General features: G+C 40.8%; 22 protein-coding genes. 3 read left to right on the forward strand and 19 right to left on the reverse strand.

The window, feature by feature from the left end; genetic code table 11:
• Positions 1-113: 113 nt before the first annotated feature.
• The 6 genes from DW930_RS10025 to DW930_RS10050 all read right to left on the reverse strand — a co-directional run bounded on the left by DW930_RS10025 (position 114) and on the right by DW930_RS10050 (position 8746).
• Positions 114-1037, reverse strand: coding sequence for an ATP-binding cassette domain-containing protein (locus tag DW930_RS10025; RefSeq protein WP_120701229.1), 924 nt, complete (start codon positions 1035-1037; stop codon positions 114-116).
• A 9-nt stretch (positions 1038-1046) separates the two neighbouring features.
• Positions 1047-2114 carry an ABC transporter ATP-binding protein gene (locus tag DW930_RS10030; protein WP_117745256.1) on the reverse strand — a complete coding sequence of 356 codons (1068 nt, stop codon included), beginning with the start codon at positions 2112-2114 and terminating at the stop codon, positions 1047-1049.
• Between the two features lie 11 nt (positions 2115-2125).
• Positions 2126-3052, reverse strand: coding sequence for an oligopeptide ABC transporter permease OppC (gene oppC, locus DW930_RS10035; protein WP_117745255.1), 927 nt, complete (start codon positions 3050-3052; stop codon positions 2126-2128).
• Complete coding sequence (locus DW930_RS10040) at positions 3052-4551, reverse strand: ABC transporter permease (protein WP_123159951.1); 1500 nt, start codon at positions 4549-4551, stop codon at positions 3052-3054. Before DW930_RS10040 ends, oppC begins: the two co-directional genes overlap by 1 nt.
• A 64-nt stretch (positions 4552-4615) precedes the next feature.
• Positions 4616-6601: a peptide ABC transporter substrate-binding protein gene (locus DW930_RS10045; RefSeq protein WP_123159952.1), complete on the reverse strand. Its 1986-nt coding sequence runs from the start codon at positions 6599-6601 to the stop codon at positions 4616-4618.
• Between the two features lie 180 nt (positions 6602-6781).
• A complete protein-coding gene (locus DW930_RS10050) occupies positions 6782-8746 on the reverse strand; it encodes a peptide ABC transporter substrate-binding protein (RefSeq protein ID WP_123159953.1) in 1965 nt (654 codons plus the stop codon).
• 182 nt (positions 8747-8928) lie between these two features.
• Here DW930_RS10050 and pbp3 point away from each other — a divergent pair, with 182 nt between their 5' ends.
• Positions 8929-10161: a D-alanyl-D-alanine carboxypeptidase PBP3 gene (pbp3, locus tag DW930_RS10055; RefSeq protein WP_207801612.1), complete on the forward strand. Its 1233-nt coding sequence runs from the start codon at positions 8929-8931 to the stop codon at positions 10159-10161.
• Positions 10162-10382: 221 nt separating this feature from the next.
• Here pbp3 and DW930_RS10065 read toward each other — a convergent pair whose 3' ends face one another.
• The 10 genes from DW930_RS10065 to DW930_RS10110 all read right to left on the reverse strand — a co-directional run bounded on the left by DW930_RS10065 (position 10383) and on the right by DW930_RS10110 (position 21461).
• On the reverse strand, positions 10383-10955 hold the full coding sequence (locus tag DW930_RS10065) for a hypothetical protein (protein WP_123159955.1): 573 nt from the start codon (positions 10953-10955) through the stop codon (positions 10383-10385).
• 19 nt (positions 10956-10974) lie between these two features.
• Complete coding sequence (gene sufB, locus DW930_RS10070; RefSeq protein ID WP_023022212.1) at positions 10975-12387, reverse strand: Fe-S cluster assembly protein SufB; 1413 nt, start codon at positions 12385-12387, stop codon at positions 10975-10977.
• 144 nt (positions 12388-12531) lie between these two features.
• Positions 12532-12966, reverse strand: coding sequence for a Fe-S cluster assembly sulfur transfer protein SufU (sufU, locus tag DW930_RS10075; protein WP_023022211.1), 435 nt, complete (start codon positions 12964-12966; stop codon positions 12532-12534).
• The gene (locus DW930_RS10080) at positions 12953-14179 is read right to left on the reverse strand and encodes a cysteine desulfurase (protein WP_123159956.1); all 1227 of its coding nucleotides are present in this window, start codon (positions 14177-14179) and stop codon (positions 12953-12955) included. The genes sufU and DW930_RS10080 overlap by 14 nt, the downstream gene beginning before the upstream one ends.
• A gap of 2 nt (positions 14180-14181) precedes the next feature.
• On the reverse strand, positions 14182-15444 hold the full coding sequence (gene sufD, locus DW930_RS10085) for a Fe-S cluster assembly protein SufD (protein ID WP_123159957.1): 1263 nt from the start codon (positions 15442-15444) through the stop codon (positions 14182-14184).
• Positions 15445-15485: 41 nt separating this feature from the next.
• Positions 15486-16256: a Fe-S cluster assembly ATPase SufC gene (gene sufC, locus DW930_RS10090; RefSeq protein WP_023022208.1), complete on the reverse strand. Its 771-nt coding sequence runs from the start codon at positions 16254-16256 to the stop codon at positions 15486-15488.
• Positions 16257-16342: 86 nt separating this feature from the next.
• Positions 16343-17500, reverse strand: coding sequence for an MraY family glycosyltransferase (locus tag DW930_RS10095; protein ID WP_123159958.1), 1158 nt, complete (start codon positions 17498-17500; stop codon positions 16343-16345).
• Positions 17497-18243, reverse strand: a complete 747-nt coding sequence (gene mecA, locus DW930_RS10100; RefSeq protein ID WP_123159959.1) for an adaptor protein MecA — start codon at positions 18241-18243, stop codon at positions 17497-17499. The genes DW930_RS10095 and mecA overlap by 4 nt, the downstream gene beginning before the upstream one ends.
• Positions 18244-18407: 164 nt before the next feature.
• Positions 18408-19244 carry an undecaprenyl-diphosphate phosphatase gene (locus tag DW930_RS10105; protein WP_023022205.1) on the reverse strand — a complete coding sequence of 279 codons (837 nt, stop codon included), beginning with the start codon at positions 19242-19244 and terminating at the stop codon, positions 18408-18410.
• Between the two features lie 309 nt (positions 19245-19553).
• Positions 19554-21461: a DUF2207 domain-containing protein gene (locus tag DW930_RS10110; RefSeq protein WP_123159960.1), complete on the reverse strand. Its 1908-nt coding sequence runs from the start codon at positions 21459-21461 to the stop codon at positions 19554-19556.
• A 119-nt stretch (positions 21462-21580) separates the two neighbouring features.
• Between DW930_RS10110 and DW930_RS10115 the strand changes: the two genes are divergently transcribed.
• Positions 21581-23143, forward strand: a complete 1563-nt coding sequence (locus DW930_RS10115) for an ABC transporter substrate-binding protein/permease (protein WP_123159961.1) — start codon at positions 21581-21583, stop codon at positions 23141-23143.
• Positions 23143-23883, forward strand: coding sequence for an amino acid ABC transporter ATP-binding protein (locus DW930_RS10120; RefSeq protein WP_009732258.1), 741 nt, complete (start codon positions 23143-23145; stop codon positions 23881-23883). The genes DW930_RS10115 and DW930_RS10120 overlap by 1 nt, the downstream gene beginning before the upstream one ends.
• A 193-nt stretch (positions 23884-24076) precedes the next feature.
• On the opposite strand, the gene DW930_RS10125 is transcribed toward DW930_RS10120, so the two are convergent.
• The 3 genes from DW930_RS10125 to ilvA form a co-directional block, all read right to left on the reverse strand.
• On the reverse strand, positions 24077-24292 hold the full coding sequence (locus tag DW930_RS10125) for a hypothetical protein (RefSeq protein WP_006594972.1): 216 nt from the start codon (positions 24290-24292) through the stop codon (positions 24077-24079).
• A gap of 109 nt (positions 24293-24401) precedes the next feature.
• Positions 24402-25289, reverse strand: a complete 888-nt coding sequence (locus DW930_RS10130; protein WP_123159962.1) for an SPFH domain-containing protein — start codon at positions 25287-25289, stop codon at positions 24402-24404.
• A 60-nt stretch (positions 25290-25349) separates the two neighbouring features.
• On the reverse strand, positions 25350-26600 hold the full coding sequence (ilvA, locus tag DW930_RS10135) for a threonine ammonia-lyase IlvA (protein WP_006594974.1): 1251 nt from the start codon (positions 26598-26600) through the stop codon (positions 25350-25352).
• Positions 26601-26664 lie beyond the last annotated feature (64 nt).

Raw genomic sequence — 26664 nt, forward strand, 5'->3', positions numbered from 1 at the left:
GTATATCACGACCTCTTCTCCTTGTCAATAACTTTTTTCTATTTTTTTAAAAAAAGTTTTTCTTTTTTAAAAAAATAGAAAACGAGAAGTGGATTTTTCTCGTTTTCTTATGATTATACAAGTTCTTTATATTTTTTCTGTTCTGCTTTATTTGCCCAAACGTAATGTCCTGGCTTGATTTCAACCATTTCTGGTTTGTCGGTTGAATAATCGTGCTGATCAGGATCATAAACTTTCAGAACTTTTTTGCGTTCTAGAATTGGATCTGGAATCGGAACTGCAGATAGTAGAGATTGGGTATAAGGATGAATTGGGTTGTTAAACAATTCTTCCGTTTCAGCTACTTCTACAATAACACCTTTGTAAATAACCGCAATACGATCAGAGATAAAACGAACTACTGAAAGATCATGTGCGATAAAGAGATAGGTCAAACCCAAGTCTTTCTGGAATTTCTTCAGGAGATTCAATACTTGTGCACGAACTGATACGTCTAGGGCGGAAATCGGTTCATCTGCGATAACAAATTCTGGCTCCATTACCAAGGCACGAGCGATCCCAATCCGTTGACGTTGTCCACCAGAGAATTCATGGGGATAACGAGTCAAATGCTCTGCTAGAAGACCAACCTCATGCATAATTTCTTTTACTTTACGTACTCGGTCTTCTTCATCTTCGAAGAGGTGATAATTGTACAACCCTTCTGAAATAATATAGTCGACGGTTGCACGCTCATTCAAGCTAGCTGCTGGGTCTTGGAAAATCATTTGAATCTTTCGGATTAATTCATTTTCATCCTTGCGAGTTTGCTTCCCATTGATCTTTTTACCATCATATAAGATGTCACCTGCACTAGTGTCATTCAAACCAATGATTGCTCGACCAATCGTGGTCTTCCCACTACCTGACTCACCAACGAGGGAAAATGTTTCCCCTTTATTGATGAAGAAATTTGCATTCTTTACAGCTACAAATTTTTTACTTCCTTCACCGAAGGAAATTTCTAGATCTTTAACTTCTATTAATTTTTCTGTCATTTCCTTCTCCTAGTCCTTGATTGTTGTGAATCCCATTTTTGCACTTATTTTTTCATGAAGATTATCAATAATTTCTGGTTTATTGACTTTTGGTGCATCTTCATGCAAGAGCCACGTTTTAGCCCAATGTGTATCTGAAACGTTGAAAACTGGTGGATGTTCCTCAAAATCAATTTGCATGGCATAGTCTGAGCGCAAAGCAAAGGCATCCCCTTTTACCGGTGAGTACAATGATGGAGGAGTCCCTGGGATAGAATATAAATCACCCTTAGAAGTAGACAACTGTGGCAAACTTGAAAGAAGACTCCATGTATAAGGATGTCTTGGGTCATAGAAAATTTCTTCTACTTTACCAAATTCTACAATTTCACCAGCATACATTACGGCAACCTTATCTGCAATACTTGCCACCACACCCAAATCATGGGTGATAAATATTGTTGTAAAGTTATATTCTTTTTGTAATGATTTCAACAAGTCAATGATTTGGGCTTGAATAGTTACGTCGAGGGCCGTTGTAGGCTCGTCACAGATCAAGATATCAGGACGGCAAGCAAGCGCAATAGCAATAACGATCCGTTGGCGCATCCCACCTGAATATTGGAAAGGATATTCATCAAAGCGACGTTCTGCTTCCGGGATTCCCACCTTTTCCATATAGTCAATAGCCATTTCTCTGGCTTCTTTTGCACTCTTGCCTTGGTGTTTAATAATAACCTCTGTAATTTGTGATCCGATTGTATTAATCGGGTCCAAACTGGTCATTGGGTCTTGGAAGATCGTTGCAATTTTTGCACCACGAATTTCTTCCCAATCTTTGTTTGACTTGAGTTCTGTTAATTCTTGCCCGCGATAATTAATGGTCCCATTGGCAATTCGTCCGTTTTCTTCTAACATTCCTGTAAAAGTTTTTGTCAAAACAGATTTACCAGAACCTGATTCACCAACAAGCGCCATGACCTCTCCTTCAACAAGATCCAAAGAGACATTGCGAATAGCTGTTAAGACACGATCCCGAACATCAAATTCTACTACGATATCGCGAGCAGATAAGATTACATTTTTATCATTTGTCATATCTACTCCTCCTATCTATGTGTACGTGGATCGCTGGCGTCTGCAAGGTTTTGTCCAACGATATAGAATGACAAGGATACCAAGACTAAGACTGTCAATGGAATCCAGAAAAGATACGCATTGGTTGTTACGTTTTGTGAGTAGTCTGAAATAAGACGACCTAAACTTGGAACTGTAATCGGCAATCCCAATCCAAAGAAGGAAAGGAAGGCCTCAGTCGAAATAAAGGCTGGCAACAATTGTGTAGTTGTCGTCACAATAACAGAAACCAACTGTGGCAAAATATTTTTCGTCACAATTTTAAGGGTTGGTGTACCCAAGGTGCGACTGGCCAAGTTGTACTCTAAATCGCGGTAACGCATAATTTGGACACGGATAGAGTAAGCAATCCCAATCCATCCTGTCACTGTCATCGCCAAAATCAAGTTCCAGAAACCAGCACCAATTGAGTAAGTCAAGACAATAACAATCAACATGAATGGAACATTTGAAATAACGTTATAAACTTCCATCATGAAGCGGTCGATTGATTTTGACACACCCCAAATCCCGCCGATCACTACTCCAATCACAACGTTGATCAAGGTAGCAATAAAGGAGATGATAATCGAATTGCGGGCACCAAACCAGACTCCATCAAACAAGGATTTACCATTGTTATCCGTACCGAAGAAGGCTTTGGCACTTGGAGGATTCAAACGGGCAGTGAAGTCATTTACTTTACTTACATCATTGTAATCAAAGTTTGAAAACATTGGGTATACAAAACTCATTAAGAGAATAGCAACCAAAACGGCTAACATCAAAATGGTTGATTTCTTTTTGAAGAATTGACGGAATACGGACTTCCAATAGGAGTAAGACGGCGCATCAATTGTCTCAGAGGCAAAATCATCACGTTCCACAAATTGGAATTTCTTCTTATCGATTGTAGACATTATTTGCCTCCTTTCTTAGTTGTTAGTTTGATACGAGGGTCTACCATAACCATAAGGATATCTCCAGCCATTGCTCCAAATACAGCAAGAACAGTAAAGATGAAGACAAGACCAACTACCATGGTATTATTGGATGCCTTGATAGAATCAATCAACATTTTACCCATACCAGGGAAGGCAAAGACAGTTTCTGTCAAAGTTGCCCCTGAAATGACTAGAACCAATTGAACAGGAATCCCTGTAACGATCGGAACCATGGCGTTTTTGAAGATATGTTTGCGGGAAATTTCTTTCTCAGAAAGCCCTTTGGCACGTGCAAAACGGACAAAGTCTTGAGAATGCAAGTCGATCATGTAACGGCGAATCCAAACTGCCAATCCTGGTGCACTCAAGAGACCCAAAATCACAGAAGGTAGTACATAAGAGCGCCAATCCTGAGCCCCTAACACTGGGAAGGAATCTGGTAAGCCGATAGAAGAGCCAGCCAAGCGAACGATGTAAACCAAGGCAATCGTCGGCAATGACATCATAAATGTTAAAGTTGCCGTAGATGCACTATCAAACCAAGTATTCTTCAACAAGGCCATATAAGATCCTAAAGGAATAGCAATCAAGTAGGCAATCGCAATCCCGATTAAACCGATAATGGCTGAGCTCACAATCATGGATGGATTTTCATAATTACTCAAAGTTGCTGTATAAGCATCTCCTTTACCAAAGCGGGCGATATCTTGAGCATCTGCCTTGCTTGGTGATTTGTAAGTACGAGAGTAGATATTGATAGAAGATTCTTTTTTTCCTGTTGGGAAGTTTACTTCACTCTTCTTAGTTGTACCTTGTCCTTGTGTAATAACCTGAAGAACAGGTGTATTTGAATAAGTTGGGTAAGATTCACCCAAGTTTAAAGATACAAAATTTTGATGAATGAACGGGAATTGACCATTGAAATACAAAAGATATTTATGTTTAGTCCCCGAACCAACTACTGACCAACCAATAGCTGGGTCATTTTCAATTCGAATATAGCGTTCAAGTTTTGGATTAGTAGCATCTTTGATGACATTTGGATGGTCAATCTGAATCAGATTACCATAGAATCCAATAACACGTTCAAAGACAGGGACTTCACGAGTAGCGTAAAAACCTTTGTTTTCAGGGAAACGTTTCAATACCCAGCCATTTCCAAGATTAGAAATGTACTTTTTGTAGATCTTTTCGTTTTCTTTAGTAGGCTCTACAGTTACTGATGAGTCTTCCTTGCTTGCTTTTTCTTTCAAAGCTTTTGAATCAAGATATTCTATATACCCCATGCGATCATATACTGTATTTTCATAATTGATTTTAGAGTCTTTTGTTTTCGCAATCTTATTATAGTTAGGGTCGTTTTTGAAAATTAAATTTCTTGGGGTTAGCGTATAAATAATTGTATAGGTCAATGTCGTAACCAAAAAGATCGACACTAACGAACGCAAAATACGCATAAATATATATTTTTTCATATTCCGTTCCTTTAATGTTCAAAAGAACTTTCTCCCCTATTAGAGAAAGTTCTGATGAAGGTGATTATTTAACGTGTTTTTCAAGATCTTGCTGAGCTTTCTTGTTTGATTCAGCTTTTTCTTTCAACCATTTTTCACGTGCTTGATCATATTGTTTTTTAGTAACCGGTTCATCTTGAACTTCAACATATTTGAAATAAGTTGATCCTTTGTTACCTGTTTGTGAGGAAGGTTCAGAGAATGGAACCACTTTTGAAACCACTGTAGCTGCACCAGAGCTTGTCATAGTTGGAATGACTAATGCGCTATCTGTTAACCAAGCTTGCGCTGCTGCAAATTTTTCATAACGTGTCACTACGTCTAGGGTTTCTTTTTCTGCATCATCAAGCAACTTCGCATATTCATCTAAGCCAACAGCCTTAGCAGAGGCATTATCGACACCACCAGCAAATCCAAGATAAGTCTTAGTTTGGTCTGGAGAAGATGGTTGCAAGGTATCAAGGTAAGTAGATGGGTCATCATAGTCTGGATTCCATCCTACAAGTCCTTGAAGGTCCCAGTCAGTTTCTGCAGCTGATGGTACGTTAAGAGTAATGTTCAAGACTTCATCTTGGTCCATCATTTGAAGGTCCACAACAACGTTTTCTGTACCAAGTGTTTCTTCAACTGATTGTTTGAAGGATTGCATCCGTGACACAAAGTTTGTTGAGTTTTGTGCAACCGGAACATCCAAGTGGATTGGGAATTGAACACCTTCTTTTTGGAGTTCAGCTTTTGCCTTTTCAAACTGAGCTTTTGCTTTTTCCTTGCTATAGAGTCCGTTTTGACTGTCTGCAAGATTCACACCGCTCCATTGATCCCCATAAGTTTGCAACTTGTCTGCTACTACATCACCAAAGTCTTTACCGTTTACTTGAACAAAGGCAGGTGCAGTGTACATATTCCGAATAGCAGCCTTAGCATACTCTTTACCATTGACTTGTGCTGAGTAATTTTCGCGGTTCAAGGCAAAGGTGATGGCTTGACGGAAATCCTTGTTCAAGATAGCTTTCTTCGTAGAAGATTTCTGCTCATCTGACGTCTTAGAAGTATGGTTGTAAGCTTGACGGTCAATGTTGAAACCTAAGACTGCGACACCAGAACCAGGCTGTGTGTTGTAGATATTGTCTTTGTATTTTTCTTCAACAGACGCAAAGTTAGAGCTAGCAGGGTATAGACGCGCCTTGGTATATGAACCATCGCTAAAACCGCGCGCTATGGAATCTTGATCTGATCCATCATAATAAGACAATTTAATCTTGTCAATATGAACGTTGTCTTTATCCCAGTAATCTTCGTTCTTTTCAAAAGTGATTTCTGATTTAGAAGTGATTGATTTCAAAAGGAATGGACCATTGAACAAGATTGATTTGACATTACCAGGTTGACCAAATTCATCACCCTTGCTCTTCAAGAATTCTGTACTAATTGGGAAAAGAACTCCATTAGTTGTTTTTGAATTCCAAAAAGTTTCTGGTTGATTCAAAGTATACTCAAGTGTATAATCATCTATTGCTTTGACCCCAACCTCGGAGAAATCTGAAATTTTTCCTTCTGAGTAGTCTTTCAATCCTTTGATTGAGTCTTTCACCAATGGAAGAGATTCTGATTTCTTGTCTGCCGCATGCTTCAATCCAGTAACAAAGTCATGAGCTGTTACTTCACCATGCTCTTCGCCGTCGGCATCATACCATTTAACACCCTTACGGATTTTGTAAGTATAAGTCAAACCGTCTTTTGAAACAGACCAATCTTCAGCAATAGATGGCACAAGGTTTCCGTATTTGTCATTTTCCAACAAACCATCTACACCGTTTGTTGTAATATCGTGTACGGAAGCTTTTGAAGATACGGTGTAATCCAAAGTTGTAGGATCATCTGTATAAACATAGCCATACGTTGTATCTTTTTTTGATGCAGACTTGCTATCTTTTGAGCCAGAACATGCTGCAAGGAAAGTTGCTGCGAGCAATGTTACTCCGGCAAATGCAAAAACTTTACTTTTTTTCATTTTGAGTCTCCATTTTATTGAATTTAGATAGAATTATAGCATAAGTGAGAAAAAAAGTAAACTAAATTTTCTGAATATTTGGCAAGTGAAAGGAGCCACTAAGCGGGGGACTGTCTAAAAAATCAATCCTTTTTAGTGACTCCTTCCCCTACATAAACTTATGCCTTCTTACTATCCCAGCTATTTAGATTCGATGTGGTTCTTTAATTCTTCTTGGGCTTTTTTATTGGATTCAGCCTTTTCTTTCAACCATTTTTCTTTGCTTGCATCGTAATCCTTTGTCTTGATGACCTCTTCTGAAAGTTCAAGATATTTATAGTTGGTTCCAGTTCCTTTTGTTCCAACCCATGAAGCCGCACGACTATATGGAACAGTCCGTTGCAACATTGGAGTTCCACCGTTTGAAACAGTCGGCAAGATCAACGAACTATCAGTTAGCCATGCTTGAGCAGCTGCGTATTTCTCATAGCGTACAGCTTGGTCACTCACTTCAGCATTGGCATCTTTTAAGAGTTCGGCATACTTCCCAAAGTCAACTGCTGTAATAGCAGGGCTGTTTGAACCTGCATCCACACCTAGATAGTAGAAAACAGAACCATTAACAGGACTTAAACTCTCTAAATAAGTAGATGGATCTTGATAGTCTGGCACCCATCCTCCACCTGCAAGGTCATAATCTTTCTCAGCAGCAGTGTCCGTAAAGTAGGTAATATTGTTAAAGTCATCATCAGATAATTTCTGAATATCTACGACAACATTGTCTGCACCGAGAACAGCTTCTACGGATTGTTTGAAGGAGCTAGCTTGTTGTACCTGGCTGTTATCTGTCTGACTGACAACGTAATCTAAATGAATTGGGAATTCTACCCCTTCTTTTTGCAGTTGTTCTTTGGCTTTTGCAAACTCAGCTTTGGCTTTCTCTTGATTGTAGAGAGTGGTTTGGGCATCATCTAGGTTTACGTCTTTCCACTCATCTCCATAGGTCACTAATTGCTTCTCAACAACCTTACCGAACTCTTCGCCATTCACTTGAACAAAAGTCGGTGGAACCAAGGTATTCCGAAGGATTTTGGTCGCTGCATCTGCTCCTGATGTTTGAGCTGCATAGGCTTCACGGTCAAAGGCAAAATTCACAGCTTGACGGAAATCTTTGTTTAAAATTGCTTGTTTTGTGGACGATTTTTGAGCATCTGTCGTTTTAGCTGTATGGTTATACTTCTGACGATCAATGTTGAAGCCTAGGTAGTATGATGTGCCGTATTGAACACCATAAACAATATTATCACCAAATTTCTTTTTCACACTCTTATAAGTGGAGCTATTTGGCATTACTGTCGCAAATGAATATTGCCCATTCTCAAATTTCTTGATGACAGATTCTGGATCTGATCCGTCATTGTAAGTCAACTTCACATGATCAATATGAACATTCTTTTCATCATAATATTCCTTGTTTTTCACAAGTTCAATCTGTGATTTTGAAGTTAAATTCTTCAAATAATAAGGACCGTTATAGAGAATGCTACTTGGTTTCAAAGAACCGAAGTCTTTCCCTTGAGATTCTAAGAAAGCTTTGTTAACCGGGAAGAGGACGCCTGAGGTCGTCTTAGAATTCCAAAAACTTTCTGGACGTTCCAAGGTATATTGAACGGTATAATCATCTAGGGCTTTCACGCCAACTGTATTGAAATCTTTTGTTTCACCTTTGACAAATGCATCTAAGCCTTTAATCGAATTTTGGATTAAGAAAAGACCCTCAGATTTTGCTTCCACAGCGTGTTTGATACCTGTCACAAAGTCCTGGGCTGTTACAGCACCATACTCTTCTCCCTCACTGGTATACCATTTTGCATCTTTTCGAAGTTTATAGGTATACACCAAGCCATCTTCCGAAACAGTCCAGTCTTCTGCCAAACTTGGGATTAAATTTCCATATTTATCATTTTCTAACAAACCATCAACAAGGTTACTTGTAATATCAGACGTCGTTGTACGAGTCGATGCAATGTAGTCCAAAGTATTTGGATCTGTTGAATAAATATAAGAATAAGTAGATTGATTGCTGCTTCCACCGCCACAGGCTGTCAATAGAAGAGCACTGGCTAGAGAAACAGCGGCCAATACGAACCGTTTATTTACTTTCATCACTATCTCCTTATGTTAGGTTTTCTACCATTATACACTATTTCTCTCATTTTACCAACTATCTTTAAAATTTGCCTATGACCTTTGAGTCCTAAGAGGTCAAAATAGGATTAGAGCAGTTGCCTTCTTTTATGATACAATAGTATAGACAATAAACAATCGAGGATTCAAACGTGAAAAAAATAATCACTTTACTTCTTTGTCTACTTTTTACACTTCTCAGTACTTCTCCTGTAAGAGCGGAGGACCTAGAGCTTGGAGCTCAGCATGCTATTGCGATTGATGGGACAACAGGTAAAATACTCTACGAAAAAAATAGCGAAGAGAAAAAAGAGGTTGGTGGAATCAGCAACCTTTTGACCACTTATCTCGTCTATGAAGCCATTCAACAAGGAAAATTATCTTTAAATGACGACGTGGAGATTTCGGACAAAGCCTACCAACTAACAGCTATCGAAGGAATCAGTAACGTCCCCATGGAAGCTCGCAAGTACAAGGTTAAAGACCTGCTCACTGCTCTCCTTGTATCAAACGCCAATAGCGCTGCCATCGCCTTAGCTGAAAAAGTAGCTGGAAGCGAGGAAAAATTTATCATCCTCATGCAAGCAAAACTAAAGAAATGGGGGATTAAAGACGCCACCATTGTAAATTCCAGCGGACTGGATCAAGCCCTTATTGACGATAATAAGGAATCTAAAAAGAAGAATACTGAAAACAAGCTGAGTGCTTATGATGTTGCAGTCATCGCAAAACATCTCTTAGAAGACTACCCTGAAGTTACCAAAATCACCTCCCTTTCCCATGCAGAATTTGCTGGAATTCAATTGGAAAGCAGCAATTATATGCTAGAGAACATGCCCAGCTATCGAGCAGGAGTGGATGGTCTAAAAACTGGAAATTCCGAAAAAGGAGGCATTTCATTTGTAGCTTCTACTAACCAAAACGGTATTCGAATGATTACCGTTGTCATTGGTGTTGAGGCAATCGATGGAGATCCCTACGCACGATTTGTTGCAACAGCCAACCTGATGAATTATGTGAGCCAGAACTTCATTGCAAGCTTGATTGTCAGCAAAGGCGAAGCCTACAACAACAGCAAATCAACGGTTCTTGATGGTAAGAAAACCAGCGCTATTGCTGTTGCCAAGGATGACTTCATCGTGATCGAACGGCAAGGAAGTCAAGCAGAACCTAAAATCACCTTCGAAAGCAGCCAACCTTCTTTTAGCGCTCCCTTAAAGAAAGGTACTACCCTAGGGACCCTTACCTACACCGACCCAGAACCCATCGGGCGAGGGTATATCGAAGGTAAAGCTCCTAGTATGGAAATGGTGAGCGGAGAAAATATCCAAAAGAGTTTCTTCTTAAAGGTATGGTGGAATCAATTTGTTCGTTACGTTAACGAAAAGCTATAAATACTAATAAACAAAAGAGAGTGGGACAGAAATCGGTAATTCGTTCGAATTCGATTTCGTCGTCCCACCTCCGCACAGTTGAGTAGGGCTGTAAAAGCTGATGAAATCAGCCTAGTAGAGCCCACTCAACCACTGCGTCTTGCTCGACAATCCAAAGACAATTGAGAGGCTAGGACTTTTGTCCCAGCCTCTTTGTTTAGTTGAATCAGTCAATAGAACTTCTATCGAACTTCGAAATAAGGAAAAGCAGTGTCACTGTCTATTGGATGAGTCGGGATTTCTTCTTCAATCACCCCACGCCAACCAGATACCAATTCTTCAAAAGTCAGTTGTGCTTCTGGAGAAGCTGTTGTAAGCTTTCGACCAAACCAAGCCATGGTTGCTGTTTCTAATTGAAGCATGGCGTAGCTAATCACAGGAACATTCGCAGCTTCGTAATTTTCATTTACTGCATGGGCTACAGCTGGAGCTTGCGGCAAGAGTTGAAGACGGATTTTTTCCACAAGCGGTGGATCTAATTCTTGCCAAGAAATTAATTTCCCATCAACTTGATAATACAAGTCAAATGTTTCTTGACCTGGCTTAAAATTCGCTAGCATAAAGGCACGATCAGCTTTATCAGGGCCACCAACAGCCTTCACAGCATTAATCAAGAGATTTTGTTCCATTTGTCTCCAATAATCATCCGCTTCTTCGGCTAGATCGTTTGTAAATGGGGGAACAATTTCCTCTGCAGGAATTTCGCCCTTATTCGCTTTTTCAACATTACCAAATAATTTTTTTAAGAATCCCATTTGCTACTCCTTGCTCCTATTAGCCGACAGATCCTTCCATTTCATAGCTAATCAAGCGGTTAAGCTCAACTGCATATTCCATCGGAAGTTCTTTGGTGAAGGGCTCTACAAATCCCATGACAATCATTTCAGTCGCCTCAGATTCTGACAAACCTCGGCTCATGAGGTAATAGAGTTGTTCTTCAGAAATCTTAGAAACCTTGGCTTCGTGTTCCAAAGCGACTTGTGAGTTGTGAATTTCATTAAATGGAATGGTGTCAGATGCAGACAAGTCATCCATAATAATGGTATCACACTCGATGTGACTAACCGATTTCGCTGAATCTTTATTGAAGGTCACTTGTCCACGGTAGTCAACCTTTCCTCCACCTTTAGCAATAGATTTCGAAACAATTGAAGAGCTCGTGTGAGGAGCATTGTGGATCATTTTAGCACCTGTATCTTGGTGTTGCCCAGCATTGGCAAAAGCGATCGACAACATGGTCCCACGTGCACCTTCTCCATCTAGGTAAACTGATGGGTATTTCATGGTTGTTTTGGCACCGAGGTTCCCATCGATCCATTCAACCGTCGCATCTTTCATCGCTTTGGCCCGTTTTGTCACCAAGTTATAGACGTTATCAGACCAGTTTTGGATAGTTGTATAACGCATATAAGCGCCATCCAAAGCAAAGATTTCGACAATAGCAGCATGCAAGCTGTTACTTGAATAAGTTGGCGCTGTACATCCTTCTACGTAGTGGACACTTGCTCCTTCATCGACAATAATCAAGGTCCGTTCAAACTGACCTGTATTTTCATTGTTAATTCGGAAGTAAGTCTGCAAAGGAACATCTACTTTAACACCCTTTGGTACATAGATAAAGGTTCCACCTGACCATACTGCTGAGTTGAGTGCCGCTAACTTGTTATCTGTCGGAGGTACCAACTTAGCAAAGTATTGCTTGAACAAGTCTGGATATTCCTTCAAGGCAGAATCTGTATCGGTAAAGATGATTCCTAACTTCTCAAATTCTTCCTTCATATTGTGGTAAACCACTTCAGACTCATACTGAGCTGCTGCTCCGGCCAAGTAAGCACGCTCTGCTTCTGGAATCCCAATTCGTTCAAAGGTCTCCTTGATTTTTTCAGGCACTTCATCCCAGCTACGTGCAGGTTTATCAGATGGTTTTTGATAGTAAATCAAATCATCAAAATCGATATCTGACAAGTCTGCCCCCCATGTTTGCATAGGCATTTTTTTAAATGCTTCATAGGACTTCAAACGGAACTCCAGCATCCATTCCGGCTCATTTTTCGCAGCAGATAACTCACGAATAACTGATTCATTCAACCCTTTTCCTGTCGACAAGATCGGGTCTACATCATCGTGAAAGCCAAATTTATATTCACCAAGATCAATTGGTTTTGGTTCTACTCTTTCTTCTGTCATATCTTTCCTTTCAGTTTCTTTTTTGCGCTCTTTCCATCTGATGAATCTTCTAGTCTGGACCATAAGCATCCGAGTGTTGATTCAATTAAGTAAGAAGAAAATCGGTTAAAGGGCACACTAGAATTTGCACACTCTTATGCATCATTACGATTGAGAATCAATTGCTTTTTTGAGAGCATTCCAGGCTAGGGTCGAACACTTGATCCGTTGCGGGAATTTAGCAACCCCAGCTAAAAAAGCAGCATCTCCCAACTGGTCTTGACGGGCATCTTCTTTGCCTTGAACCATTTCCGAAAAAATAGTCGCCAACTCTAGCACTTCTTCCTTTGATTTTCCTAGGACAACATCCGTCATCATACTAGCAGAAGCCGTCGAAATCGTACAACCTGAGTTGACAAAGGCAATATCCTTGACCACTCCTTTATCATCAAACTGAACAGACAAACTAATCACATCCCCACAGGTAGGATTGTTCAGGTTGATTTGTTCAACTCCTTCAATCTTTCCATGATGATGGGGATTTTTTGAATGGTCAGCCACTACTGCCATATAGAGGCTATCTAATTTAGAAAGTGCCATTGAAAAACTCCTTTGTTTTTATCAGCGCTTCTACAAGCTTATCGCAGTCTTCTTTTGTATTGTAGAGATAAAAGCTAGCTCGAGCAGTCGCCGGAACCCCCAAATACTGGATCAAAGGTTGGGCACAATGGTGCCCTGCCCGAACAGCAACCCCTTCATAATCCAAGGCAGTCGCAAGATCATGAGGATGCAAATCCCCTAAATTGAAGGAAATCACCCCGGAACGTTTCGCTAAATCTTGGGAGCCATAAATTTTCAAGCCTTCAATCGCTTGAAGTTTAGGAAAGACATAAGCAATCAAGTCTTGCTCGTGACGCTCAATTGCATCCATGCCAATAGCCTCCAAATAATCAATCGCCGCAGCTAAACCAATGGCGCCAGCCATATTGGGAGTCCCTGCTTCGAATTTCCAAGGAAGTTCCTTCCAGGTTGCTGATTGTTCATAGACAAAGTCAATCATTTCTCCACCAAATTCAACAGGTGACATTTGGTTGAGATACTGCTCTTTTCCATACAAGACTCCAATCCCTGTAGGTCCAGCCATTTTATGGCCCGAAAAGACAAAGAAGTCTGCATCTAGTTGTTGAACATCTATTTTCATATGAGGGACTGATTGAGCCCCATCCACTACCACGATGGCTCCTTTTTCATGGGCCAATTGAGCGATTTCTTGGACAGGATTTATCACCCCGAGTACGTTAGAGGCATGGGCAATGGAAACAAACTTGGTTCGATCTGTCAATTTTATTCGGAAATCCTCTAGATCCAGACCACCGTCTTTCAAATAGACATACACCAGTTTTGCTCCTGCCTTCCGACAAGCTTCCTGCCAAGGAAGGATATTGGAATGGTGTTCCATAATGGAAATGAGAACCTCATCCCCCTCTTCTAGGATTTCTTCTGCAAACCGACCAATCCAGTTCAAACCTGTCGTGGTCCCTCTTGTAAACAAGACCTCTTTGGTTGAGGAAGCGTTTATAAAGCGACGGACAGTTTCTCTTGCTGCTTCGTAGGAAGCAGTCGCCCGTTCGGCCAAGGTATGGACCCCGCGGTGAACATTAGCATTATCCTCTTGGTAATATCGATTCACAGCTTCTAAGACAGCTTTTGGTTTTTGTGTCGTTGCTGCATTATCCAAATAGACAAGTGGCTCATCATTCACAATTTGATCTAAAATCGGGAAATCTTTCCGAATCTTTTCGACATCTATCATCTTTATCTCTTCAATAATTTATCTTCAATGGTTTGGATCATTTCTTCACGAACTTCTTTGACTGGAATTTCCACAATCACTGATCCAAGGAAGCCACGAACCACTAGGCGTTCTGCAGTTGCTTGATCCAAGCCACGACTCATCAAATAATACATATCTTCAGGGTCCACTTGACCAATAGAAGCCGCGTGACCTGCTGTCACATCGTTCTCATCAATCAAAAGAATTGGATTGGCATCGGAACGAGCTTGATCAGAAAGCATTAACACACGGCTTTCTTGTTGGGCATCCGCTCCCTTAGCTCCCTTGATAATGTGGCCAATCCCGTTAAAGGTCAAGGTTGCCTTTTCAAGAATGACACCATGTTGGAGAATATTCCCGACTGAATTGCAACCATAGTTGGTTACACGGGTATCAATCCCTTGAATTTGACGCCCACTAGATAAGGCTACAACCTTAAGGTCTGCATGGCTTCCATTTCCGATCAAGTCACTATCAAAGTCAGCAACGACATTTCCTTCGTTCATGACACCAATAGCCCAGTCAATGCTGGCATCCTTGCCTAGTTTGCCACGGCGGCTAATGTAGGCAGTAACATTCTCACCGAGGCGATCAATCGCCGCAAACTTCACTTGCGCTCCAGAACGAGCAATCACTTCGACTGTAATATTAGCAGTTGCTTTAGCGCTTCCCTCTCCACGCGATTCTAAGCGTTCTAGGTAGCTAATCTTACTGTTTTTACCAGCGATAATCAGGATGTGCTTGTTAAATGGCACATCACTATCACTATCTTGGTAAAAAATACCTTCAATTGGTTCTGCGATTTCTACGTTATCTGGAATATAGAGAACAGCACCACTGTTAAAATAAGCTGTGTGGTAAGCTGCTAACTTGTCATCATCGTATTTAACGGATGACATGAAAAATTCTTCTACATGCTCTGGAATTTCTTCCAAGGCTGAGTGAAAATCTGTGAAAACAACGCCCTGGTTCGCCAAGTCAACTGGAATCTGCTCAAATACTGTATGGGTCCCATACTGAACCAATTTTAATTGATTGTCAATCGCAGTGAAGTCTGGAACAGCAGTGAGAGGTTCACTTTCTTTGATCGTTCCATCCCCAAGATTCCAACGATGAAATTTCACACGTTCAATCACAGGTAGTTCTAAGTCATCCATTTTATCAAAAGCCTTCTGGCGCAACTCTTGCAACCATTGAGGCTCTGCATGCATTTCTGAAAAAAGTTTGATATTTTCTTTGGTCATTTACTCCTCCTCAAAGATCCTGTTCAGTTGTTGACACAAGATTAGAGTTCTTCTTTGTAGTCATAACCTAACTCTTCTGCTAATTTCGCGTATCCTTCACGTTCCAAACGCACAGCAAGTTCAGGACCACCTGAAAGGACCACACGACCTTCCATCATCACGTGAACCACATCAGGAGTAATATAGTTTAGGAGACGTTGGTAGTGGGTAATGATCATAGCACCGAAACCTTCGCCACGCATTTCATTGACCCCTTTTGAAACCACTTTAAGGGCATCAATATCCAAACCAGAGTCAATCTCATCAAGAAGAGCAAACTTCGGTTCCAACATCAACAATTGCAGAATTTCATTGCGTTTTTTCTCACCACCTGAGAAGCCTTCATTCAAATAACGCTCTGCCATTTCTTCCTTCATGTTGAGAAGTTCCATTTTTTCATCCAATTTTGTGATAAAATCACGAACAGAAATTTTTTCGTCCTCTTCTTTTCCAGCATTCATAGCTGCACGAAGGAATTCAGCATTGGTAATTCCTGGAATTTCTGATGGATATTGCATAGCAAGGAAAAGTCCCATACGAGCACGCTCATCCACTTCCAACTCAAGGATATTTACGCCATCAAATAGAATTTCACCTTTGGTAACTTCATAGTTTGGATTCCCCATAATGGCTGCAGATAGGGTTGATTTCCCTGTTCCGTTAGGACCCATAATGGCTGCGATTTCTCCTGTTCTAAGGGTCAAGTTCACACCTTTTAAAATTTCCTTGCCTTCAATTTCTACATGAAGATCTTTAATCTCTAATACTGACATTTGTATTCCTTTCTGCTATAGAGTTTTGTCTTATCTAGTATAACAAAAAAAAGCCTAAAAGGCTTTTCTTGTGTTTAGAATCGTTCTTATTTAGTCTTATTTTTTCTATTTTGTCGAGCTTCCTCTCGATAGGCAGAATTCCCTATATAGCGTAAACAATTGAGGAGCGGACTATGGTGAGGACCTAGGACTCCAATTAATTCCGCTAAGAGCTCAACCCCTAATACCAAACCAATGACAAGAAGAACTCCGCCGATACGAGTAGAGATATTCAACAGCAGAGAGATCATAGCAAAAATCATCGAAATCCCATAGATAACCAAAACGGTTCCGCGATGCGTTAAGCCCAAAGAAAGTAAACGATGGTGCAAGTGATTCCGATCTGGTGCATAAAACTTCTGACCAGAGAGAGTCCGACGGACAATTGCTAAAAAGGTATCCGTAATTGGAACTCCCAAGATAATCATCGGCGTAACAACCGCAACAGCTGTCGCATTCTTAAGACCTTGCAAGGACAAAACAGAGATCATAAAACCAATGAAGAGGGCTCCTGTATCCCCTAAATAAAGAATCGCTGGATGATAATTAAAGGGGAAGAAACCAGCAATGGCCATGACTAAGACAAAAATCGTCATGGTCAAAAAGAGATTGGGCACCGGGAGAAAGAAATGAGAAACAATCCCCATCGTCACCAAGGAAATAATTGAAACTCCACTGACCAGGCCATCCAAACCATCAATTAGGTTGACTGCATTGGTAATAGAAATAATCCAAATGACTGTTAAAATATAGGACAACCATGGATCAAAATGAAGAAATGGACCCCCGAAAGGGATCTTAAAATCATCCAAGCGAAAATCTGTAAAAAACCAGATCACACTAGATCCTAGGAAAATCCCCAGCATCTTTAACCGCGGTGATAATTCTTTTATATCATCAACTAAACCAGTCAGGCCAATGATCCATCCTCCGACAACAACTGGTAAGGTATAGGTCAGGTAAGATGTCTTAGTTACATACCCCTTTGTAATCATCGGCAACAAAAGTAAAGTCGCAATGGTAAAAGCAAGAATAATAGCTAAACCACCAGCGCTGGGCATGGGTTTATTATTGATCCGACGCGCATTCGGATAGTCTACGGCATCTATTTTAAACGCCAATAACCTCACAAAGGGAGTTAGAATCAAACTGATCAAAAAAGTTGCAATCAGGACCAGGATAAATTGTAACGGAAAAGTAATCATACCAAATTAACCTTTTGAAGTTCGTGAATAGCATCTGAGACGAGCAAGAGATGGCCATGTTCCTGAAGGACAGCTCTAGTAGTATCTGTATCTTCCGCATATTCACGCATGGTTGCCAAAAGCCAACCTGGATAATCCTGCGGACACCCTTCCAAATCGATCAGGATGGTTAAATAGTACATCCCGTCCATTTTATAAAGTTCAGAAGTCTCAACAGCATAATGAACTGTTTTTGTAAACCGAATCACTTCCTCTAACTGAGAAAACTGGAGGATATAATAAATATACCGTGTATCTACTGGATGACTCGATGTATCTTCTTCTGAAAGCTGATTTTCGTCAGCCAATTCCTCAGCTTCTAAATGACGGATCGCATCGCCGTCTCCCTTACTCTTTTCAGAGATGGTTTTTTCCAAGGTTTTGATAAATTCGTCCGGAGACATTTGCGACAATTCTTCCATATCAGGCAAATCGGAAAAATCTTCAAAATTTAAATGCTGATCAATTTTTGATTTGGTCACAAAAACATCGAGTTTATCTGGCTTAGGTGTCACTCGAAAACTCAACATGCCACTGTCTAAGAAACTTTCCGGCATTTCTAATTCATCTAAGATGGTATAGAAAAATTCTTCTGTTTTTTCTTGAGGCACCAAAAAATCGGCCATTTCCATGCCCCGTTCTTCTAAATCCTCTAATTGAATCGTGATTTTAATGGTTGAATCACTGATTTGCTTCATCTTCATGACTGCACCTCATACTATTAGTCTTTCTATTATACTAAAAAGGGACATATTTTTCAAAACATGACCCCCTCCTTAGATAGGAAACAAGACTTAAACAAAAGAGCACTTCCTCCCCCGCAAACATAGCAGTTTGAAGAAAAGGAAGAAACACTCCAATTTCATTATTAGATAAAAATTTTAATCACTGCGTAGACAAGCAAAATCGCTCCCAGAACAATCCGATATTTCCCAAAGACTGTGAAGTCATGAGTTTTGACATAGTCTGTCAAGAAGCGAATCGCTACCATACTAACACCGAAGGCTACCGCCATAGCAACTAAAAGGATTGTTCCCTGGCTGAAGCTTAAAGCATTTCCTCCCAAAACAAACTTAGCGACCTTTAATAGACTAGCCCCAAACATGGCAGGAATCCCCAGATAAAAGGTGAATTCTGTCACAACTGAGCGACTAACTCCATTGACCAAACCACCTACAATTGTTGCACCTGACCGACTGGTTCCTGGGAAAAGCGACAAGACTTGGAACAACCCAATATAGAGAGCTGTCTTATAAGGCAACTTGTGTAATTCCGTCACTTCCGGCTCTACTTGCTCCCGTTTTTCAAGGTAAATAAAGGCCCAACCATAGGTAATCAACATGATGGCTACAGAAAAAGAGTTATGAAAATGAGCTTCAAACCAATCATCCAATTTAAAGACAAAGAGCAACGGTAGGGTCGCCACAGCAACCTTGGCCCACAATTGCCAAGTTCGTCTTACCTCTTTTTTCGATTTTCCAGGCTTAAATGGATAAAGCTTGTCGAAGTAAATCACAACGACAGCCATAATGGCACCTAGCTGAATAACGACATTAAACATCTCCATAAAGGCAGGGTTTTGATCCTTAAACTGGATAAAGTCTTGAATCAAAATCAAATGACCTGTACTTGAGATTGGAAGCCACTCTGTGACTCCTTCAACAATTCCAAAAAGAATCGCTTTTATCAGTTCAATGATAAACATCTTTTTCTCCTAAACTTGCATTTGCTATATTATAACACATTTCTAGCCATAGAACCAGATGCGCTTGCAAGGATGCTTAGACTAAAAGAGAGTGGGACAGAAATCGGTCATTCGTTAGAATTCGATTTCGTCGTCCCACCTCCGCACAGTTGAGTAGGGCTGTAAAAGCTGATAAAATCAGCCTAGTAGAGCCCACTCAACCACTGCGTCTTGCTCGACAATCCAAAGACAATTGAGAGGCTAGGACTTTTGTCCCAGCCTCCTATGAAATTGTAAACACAAGATTGGCTAGACGGCACATTTGTCACTCTAAAAAGCACCGAAGCCACCGCCTCCACCGCCTCCAGAGAAACCACCCCCAGAACTACCGCCTGAAGATACTGTAAAATGACTAGCGGTTGTAGCGGTCGTTCCATAATTAGATAAGAGACGGCTGGAATGGATTAGATTACTACGAAACGGAGTGTAGACATAGGCATCCATACTTGGGTTCTCTAAGTGGATTTGACGAAGCTTCATCACTTTGCTTACTTGATCTGCAAAACCAAACAGAGTAGCATAGACTAATAAGCGATTCCATAAAACCAGCGATTGAATTTCTGCTTCTTCCAAATGAGCGATATCCCGCAACATATTACGGAAGCTATCCCAATAATAGCGTTGCTCAGCTCCGAGCTCTGTTGGGACCCCATCCCGTTGATAGAGGCTGAACTTCCCTTGGAAGGATGTCGGAAGGATCCACATCACCAACACATACATCACGCAAAAGATAGAGAGCCAGTTTAAGACAAAATAAGCTATTAAACCAGCTACCAAGGCAATGCTCCATGCAGCCCATCCAAAGAAGAGACTTTTACGTCCTGCACTTTCCTCCCCAGACTCTAAGGGACGATAATAAGAAGGAAGGGTAAATGTTTGGATCTTCTGCTGAACAGCTTGAGCGACACGAGAAATCGCTGCATCAATCCGATTTTGCGCTTGTTTTCCTCGCTCACGAATCTCATCTTGATCTTTCTTAGAAGCGTATTTATAGAGAGAATCTGAAATTTCATAATCTGAAAACAAGTCATCTGTTCTACAATATTTTTGAGAACCAAATGCAAGTCTAAGAAACTCTCGCTCAAATTCATCCAATGTATCTTCATTTTGAATCGTTAAAACTGTATGAGTGTCGTATTGCTCACAGATGATATTTTTTCGATCAATCAAATCAAGTAAGGTAGCTTGCACTAACTGATCAAATTTAAAGGCTCCCCGAGCGTGTTTTTTGGTTGGAGAGATTTCATCTAGCTCTGTAGAATAAACTATTGAAGCCATTAGTAGAGGCGCAACGTTATTTGGAATCTCATACAAGCGACTATTTTTCGGAAAAACCTTGGCAGAAGTAACAGATTGCATGAAGCGATGACGATAATAAATAGCAAGAAGAAGGAAAAGCAGAACAAGGATTGGAAGTAGGACCTTCATAAATAGGCGAATCCAGGTCCGTTTTTGAACAATTCCAGCTTCCGTCCGATGATAGTTGGCCTCCTCCATCAAGCCTGTATCTCTATCTGATTCCCCAAAGGAAGCTACATCCGATTTCAACCAGTAAGCATAAATTTCAACACCTTCTTTGCGCTTTAAATTTTTTAAGCTCGCAATATAGTTGGCACCTTCCTTCTGTATCGATGCATCTGGACCCATATAAGATGTATGAATATTTAATTCTGATTTTGAAACCTCTGAAGCAAATTTCGGGATAATCTGTAACTCTACTTTTTTGACCCCCTGATCCCCATCACTGATCGGCTTCCAGTTCAATAACAAGATATCCCGATGAACATAGAGCAGGTTTTTTAACTGCCAGGTAACCTTCACCTTAACAGTATCCCCTGCGCTTCCGCCATTGTAAATCTTAACCTGATAACCATCACCTAAATTTTGAACTTCTGGTTCTTGTGACAAGGTTCTGCCTTCTACTTCCACCAGGGGAGGAGTTACTATTTCAAAACCTTGAGGCATTTTACCCGCTGATCCCAAGGTGACATATTGACCATTATAGGAAGTTGTAAAATGATAGACCAATTCTTCCTCATAAGTAGCATCGTCCCAAGTTTCCAAGATTAAAGTCCCCCGATAAGACTGAATCTCATAGGAAGGACCATCCGCCTTGACAAGACCCGTTACAAATAGACAGGTCATCACTGCAAATAGAACATACAGAATTTTTTTCATTTTCCTATACTCCTTTGGTATATTATAGCATTTTTTTATGAAAAGGCTATCAGGTTTGAAAAGTAGGCCAATTTCCTGTACAATAAGATGATACTATTTATATAGGAAGAGGAGACTACATGAAAAAAACAATTTATGCTCTCTTTACCGGACTACTTTTATGCCTGGGAATGAGCCATATTGTAAAAGCAGACGAATATCTCCGGATCGGGATGGAAGCCGCCTACGCTCCTTTCAACTGGACCCAAGAGGATGATGCAAATGGAGCCGTGAAGATTGATGGCACCAACCAATATGCCAACGGATACGATGTCCAAATCGCAAAAAAGGTTGCTGAGGGACTAGGTAAAAAACCTCTGATCGTTAAAACATCTTGGAACGGACTAATCCCCGCCCTCACTTCTGGTAAAATTGATATGATCATCGCTGGAATGAGTCCGACTGCCGAGCGCAAGAAAGAGGTCGCTTTCTCTAATAGCTACTATACCAGTGAGCCGGTCATGCTGGTGCGTAAAGACGGAAACTATGCGAATGCCACTAGTCTAGATGACTTCAAGGATGCAAAGGTCACCTCTCAACAAGGGGTCTACCTCTATTCTCTCATCTCCCAACTCAAGGGTGCCAAACAAGAAACCGCTATGGGGGATTTCGCCCAGATGCGTCAAGCTTTAGAATCTGGCGTTATTGATGCCTATGTTTCTGAGCGTCCAGAAGCCTTGACAGCTGAATCTGCTAATTCAAAATTTAAGATGATCCAATTCAAAAAAGGTTTTGAAGTCGGGGAGGAAGATGCGACCATTGCTATCGGGATGAAAAAAGGCGACAGTCGAATCGACCAAGTCAATGCTACACTAGCTAAAATTTCGGCTGAAGACCAAGTCAAACTCATGGATGACATGATTGAGAAGCAACCAGCTTCCAGCGATGCTAGCGATGACGAGCAGACTTTCTTCAGCCAAATGATGAAGATTTTGAAAGATAATGGCCCGCAGTTCTTACGAGGAACTGGAATGACCCTCTTAATCTCTATGACAGGGACCATTGCTGGCTTGATCATCGGTTTGTTAATCGGTGTCTTCCGGACTGCTCCTACGTCTAAAAACAAGGCTCTGGCTGCCTTACAAAAATTCTTCGGCTGGTTCCTCAATGTCTACATTGAAATCTTCCGTGGAACTCCGATGATCGTTCAATCCATGGTTATTTTCTACGGTTCAGCCCAAGCTTTTAACATTTCCTTGGATCGCACCTGGGCCGCTATCTTTATTGTTTCGATCAACACAGGGGCTTATATGAGTGAGATTGTTCGTGGAGGAATCTTAGCAGTGGATACTGGCCAGTTTGAAGCGGCTACCGCTCTGGGGATGACCCATGGACAAACCATGCGCAAGATCGTTCTCCCTCAGGTCGTGCGCAATATCTTGCCAGCGACAGGGAATGAATTTGTCATCAACATCAAGGATACATCTGTCTTGAATGTTATCTCTGTGGTTGAACTCTACTTTACAGGAAATACGGTCGCAACTCAAAACTACCAATACTTCCCAACCTTTACCATTATTGCGGTAATTTACTTTATCCTGACTTTCACCATCACCCGTATCCTTCGATACATCGAACGTCGCTTAGACTCTGATACCTATACAACTGGTGCCAATCAAATGCAAGTTAAAGAGGTGAAATAATGGCAGAAAAAATACTTGAAATCAAACACTTAAAAAAATCCTACGGTCAAAACGAAGTTTTGAAGGACATCTCTCTTTCTGTTGAGAAAGGTGAAGTTATCTCCATTATCGGGAGCTCTGGTAGCGGGAAATCTACCTTCCTTCGCTCCATTAATCTCTTAGAAACTCCGACTGATGGAGAAATCCTCTACCGGGGACAGAACGTTCTTGATCCTGATTATGATCTCACCCACTATCGGGAAAAATTGGGCATGGTTTTCCAAAGCTTCAATCTATTTGAAAACTTAAATGTCTTGGAAAATACCATTGTGGCACAAACAACTGTTCTCAAGCGTGATCGTGAAACAGCAGAGAAAATTGCTAAAGCGAACTTAGAGAAAGTTGGCATGGGAGAACCTTATTGGGCTGCTCGTCCAAAACAACTTTCAGGAGGACAAAAGCAACGGGTAGCTATCGCTCGAGCCCTTTCTATGGATCCTGATGCCATTTTGTTTGATGAACCAACCTCAGCTCTGGACCCTGAAATGGTCGGAGAAGTTCTTAAAATTATGCAAGACTTAGCCAAAGAAGGCCTAACCATGATCGTGGTCACCCACGAAATGGAATTTGCCCGAGACGTCTCAAGTCGTGTTATCTTTATGGACAAGGGGGTCATCGCTGAACAAGGTGATCCAAAAGAAATCTTTACCAATCCAAAAGAAGAACGGACCAAAGAATTCTTACAACGTTTCTTAAATTAAAACAAACTCCCTCACTGGAATGATTCCGATGAGGGAGTTTTCGAATACCATTAAATGAAAGTGAAATTCCACACATAAACTTGTTAAAATCCTTTAATAGCCAGGGAGCCAGCTAGTGATACTTTCCTACGATATCCTGATTTATACTATATAAAAAGAAGGGAAGCTTGTTCCCTTCTTTTTATATAGTATTTTAATTTTCAAATTTTTGATGATTCTTATCATAAAAATCGATTAAGCCAAGCGCAGTTTCAAACGAGATGTTTTTCACTTTTGCACGACCTTGCGCAAGTGCAATGATAGACATTTCACGGGCGTTCGTTTCTTTACTGATACGATACCCAGTGATCTTTTTATCACGTACCCAACCAACAACTGATTCCACTTTTTCGAAGTTCGATTTAGCCATGATCATTCTCCTATATTATTATTTCCAATACTAATATAAAATTTTTTGCATATTTTGTCAACCATAATAGCTGAAAGTACGAACAATTTTAAAAAAGTCAGATATTTTATTATTTTGCTTTTAAAGCTGAAAGTATTTGAGTACGAATATTCTCTACGCCATCCGGATTTGCTGGTAAGAAGAGGGTATTGGTTCCTTGCTTTTCTGCAAAGTTATTCAAAGTATCCAAATATTGGTTGGTCAAAAGAATGGACATAATCTGTTCTTCTGTCAAATTCACATTGGTATCTTTCAATTCCTTGATAGAATCTGCCAAACCATCTACAATAGCCTTCCGTTGTTCTGCAATCCCGACCCCGTGAAGGCGATCTTTTTCAGCTTCCGCTTCGGCTGCGGTAACAATCTTAATCTTGTCCGCTTCAGCCAATTCTTGGGCAGCCACACGTTTCCGTTGAGCAGCGTTGATCTCATTCATTGACTGCTTGACTTCAGCATCTGGTTCAACCTTGGTAATCAAGGTTTTTACAATGATATACCCGTAGGTTGACATTTCTTCAGCTACTTGTTTTTGAACCTCAAGGGCGATTTCATCCTTTTTCTCAAACAATTCATCCAAGGTTAACTTTGGAACAGAGGAGCGCAAGGCATCTTCGATGTAAGATTTGATCTGAGCTTCTGGACGCATCAATTTGTAGTAAGCATCCGTTACATTGTTTTCATTTACGCGGTATTGTGTCGCGACATTCATGGTAACGAATACGTTATCTTGTGTCTTAGTTTCAACTACAATCTCGCTTTGCAAGAGACGCAATTGCACACGCGCAGCAATTTTATCGATACCAAATGGTGCACGGACATGAATCCCACTGTTGCTGATTTTTTGGTAGCGTCCAAAACGCTCAATAATCGCAACAGATTGTTGTTTCACCACATAGAGTGAGCTAATGAATACAGTAGCTCCAACTACTAGAATAACCAATAGAAAAATCCAAATCATTTCCTGATTCTCCTTTATATTTTATTACTTTTTTGAAGTGATTCTTTGTTAAAGAATCCATCATACCAACATGTTATAGAGGGTTTCATTTCCGTTTAAGTTAATGAAAGAAGGGTCAAATTGTTCAATCCGATTGATCAGACCTGCATAGTCATGCTTATCTGCCAAAGCAACCCCAATCAAGACTGGGCCAGTCCCCTTACTTGCTCGTTTGATGTACTCAAACCGCGTGATATCGTCATTTGGTCCTAAGATATCATTTACAAATTCTCGAAGAGCTCCTGGACGTTGCGGGAAGTTGACGATGAAGTAGTGTTTAATACCATCATAGATCAAAGCTCGCTCTTCCATCTCTGGCATCCGGTTAATATCATTGTTCCCACCAGAAATCACACAACAAATGGTCTTCCCTTTGATATACTCTCTCAACACTTCTAAAGCCGCTACACTAGCAGCTCCAGCTGGTTCTGCAACCAAGCCTTGCTTAGAATAAAGATCAATCAAGGTTTCAGAGATCAAGCCCTCGTTGACGCCAATCAAGGTCTCAACATTTTTTTTCGTTGCCTCATAAGTCAACTGGCCTACCTTTTGAACAGCAATCCCATCCGCAAATTTATCAATCTGTTTGAGTTTTACCGGGCCTCCAGCTTCAAAGGCTGCCTTCATCGACCGAGCACCATCTGCTTCGATCCCAATAACCTCGATTTCCGGCGCTTGTTCCTTGATATAGGTGGATACTCCGGCGATGAGGCCTCCCCCACCAACTGGTACTAACACCGCATCGAAGTCGATGGACTCTTTTTTAGCTTCCTCTAGAATTTCATAGGCTACAGTTCCTTGACCCGCTTGGACATTGGCATCATCAAATGGATCAATGAAGGTACAGTTTTTAAGTTCGGTATATTCCTGCGCCGCCTTAGAAGAAGCATCAAAAGTATCTCCTACTAATTTGATGGTCACGTACTCTCCACCAAAGAAACGAACCTGGCTAATCTTTTGCTGAGGTGTCGTAATCGGCATAAAGATGGTAGCTGGGATTTTCATCTCCCGGCAGGTGTAGGCAACTCCTTGAGCGTGATTGCCCGCCGAGGCACAGACTACTCCTCGCTCTCTCTCTTTCTCATTCAACTGAGAAATTGCGTAGTAGGCTCCACGAATCTTAAAGGAACGAACCCGTTGCGCATTTTCCTTCTTTAAATAGATTTTTGCTCCATATTTTTCGGATAAATAATGATCATAATCTAAGGGAGTCTCAACAACCACACCCTTTAAGACCTTGTGGGCTTTTATGATATCTTTCGATGTTATCATGGTCTTCCTCTTCTTCTCCTTATTTCATCTAATTATATCAAAAGACTGCAAAAATTTCAGCGTA

Source organism: Streptococcus sp. AM43-2AT, from assembly GCF_003603405.1.
Classification (GTDB): domain Bacteria; phylum Bacillota; class Bacilli; order Lactobacillales; family Streptococcaceae; genus Streptococcus; species Streptococcus ilei.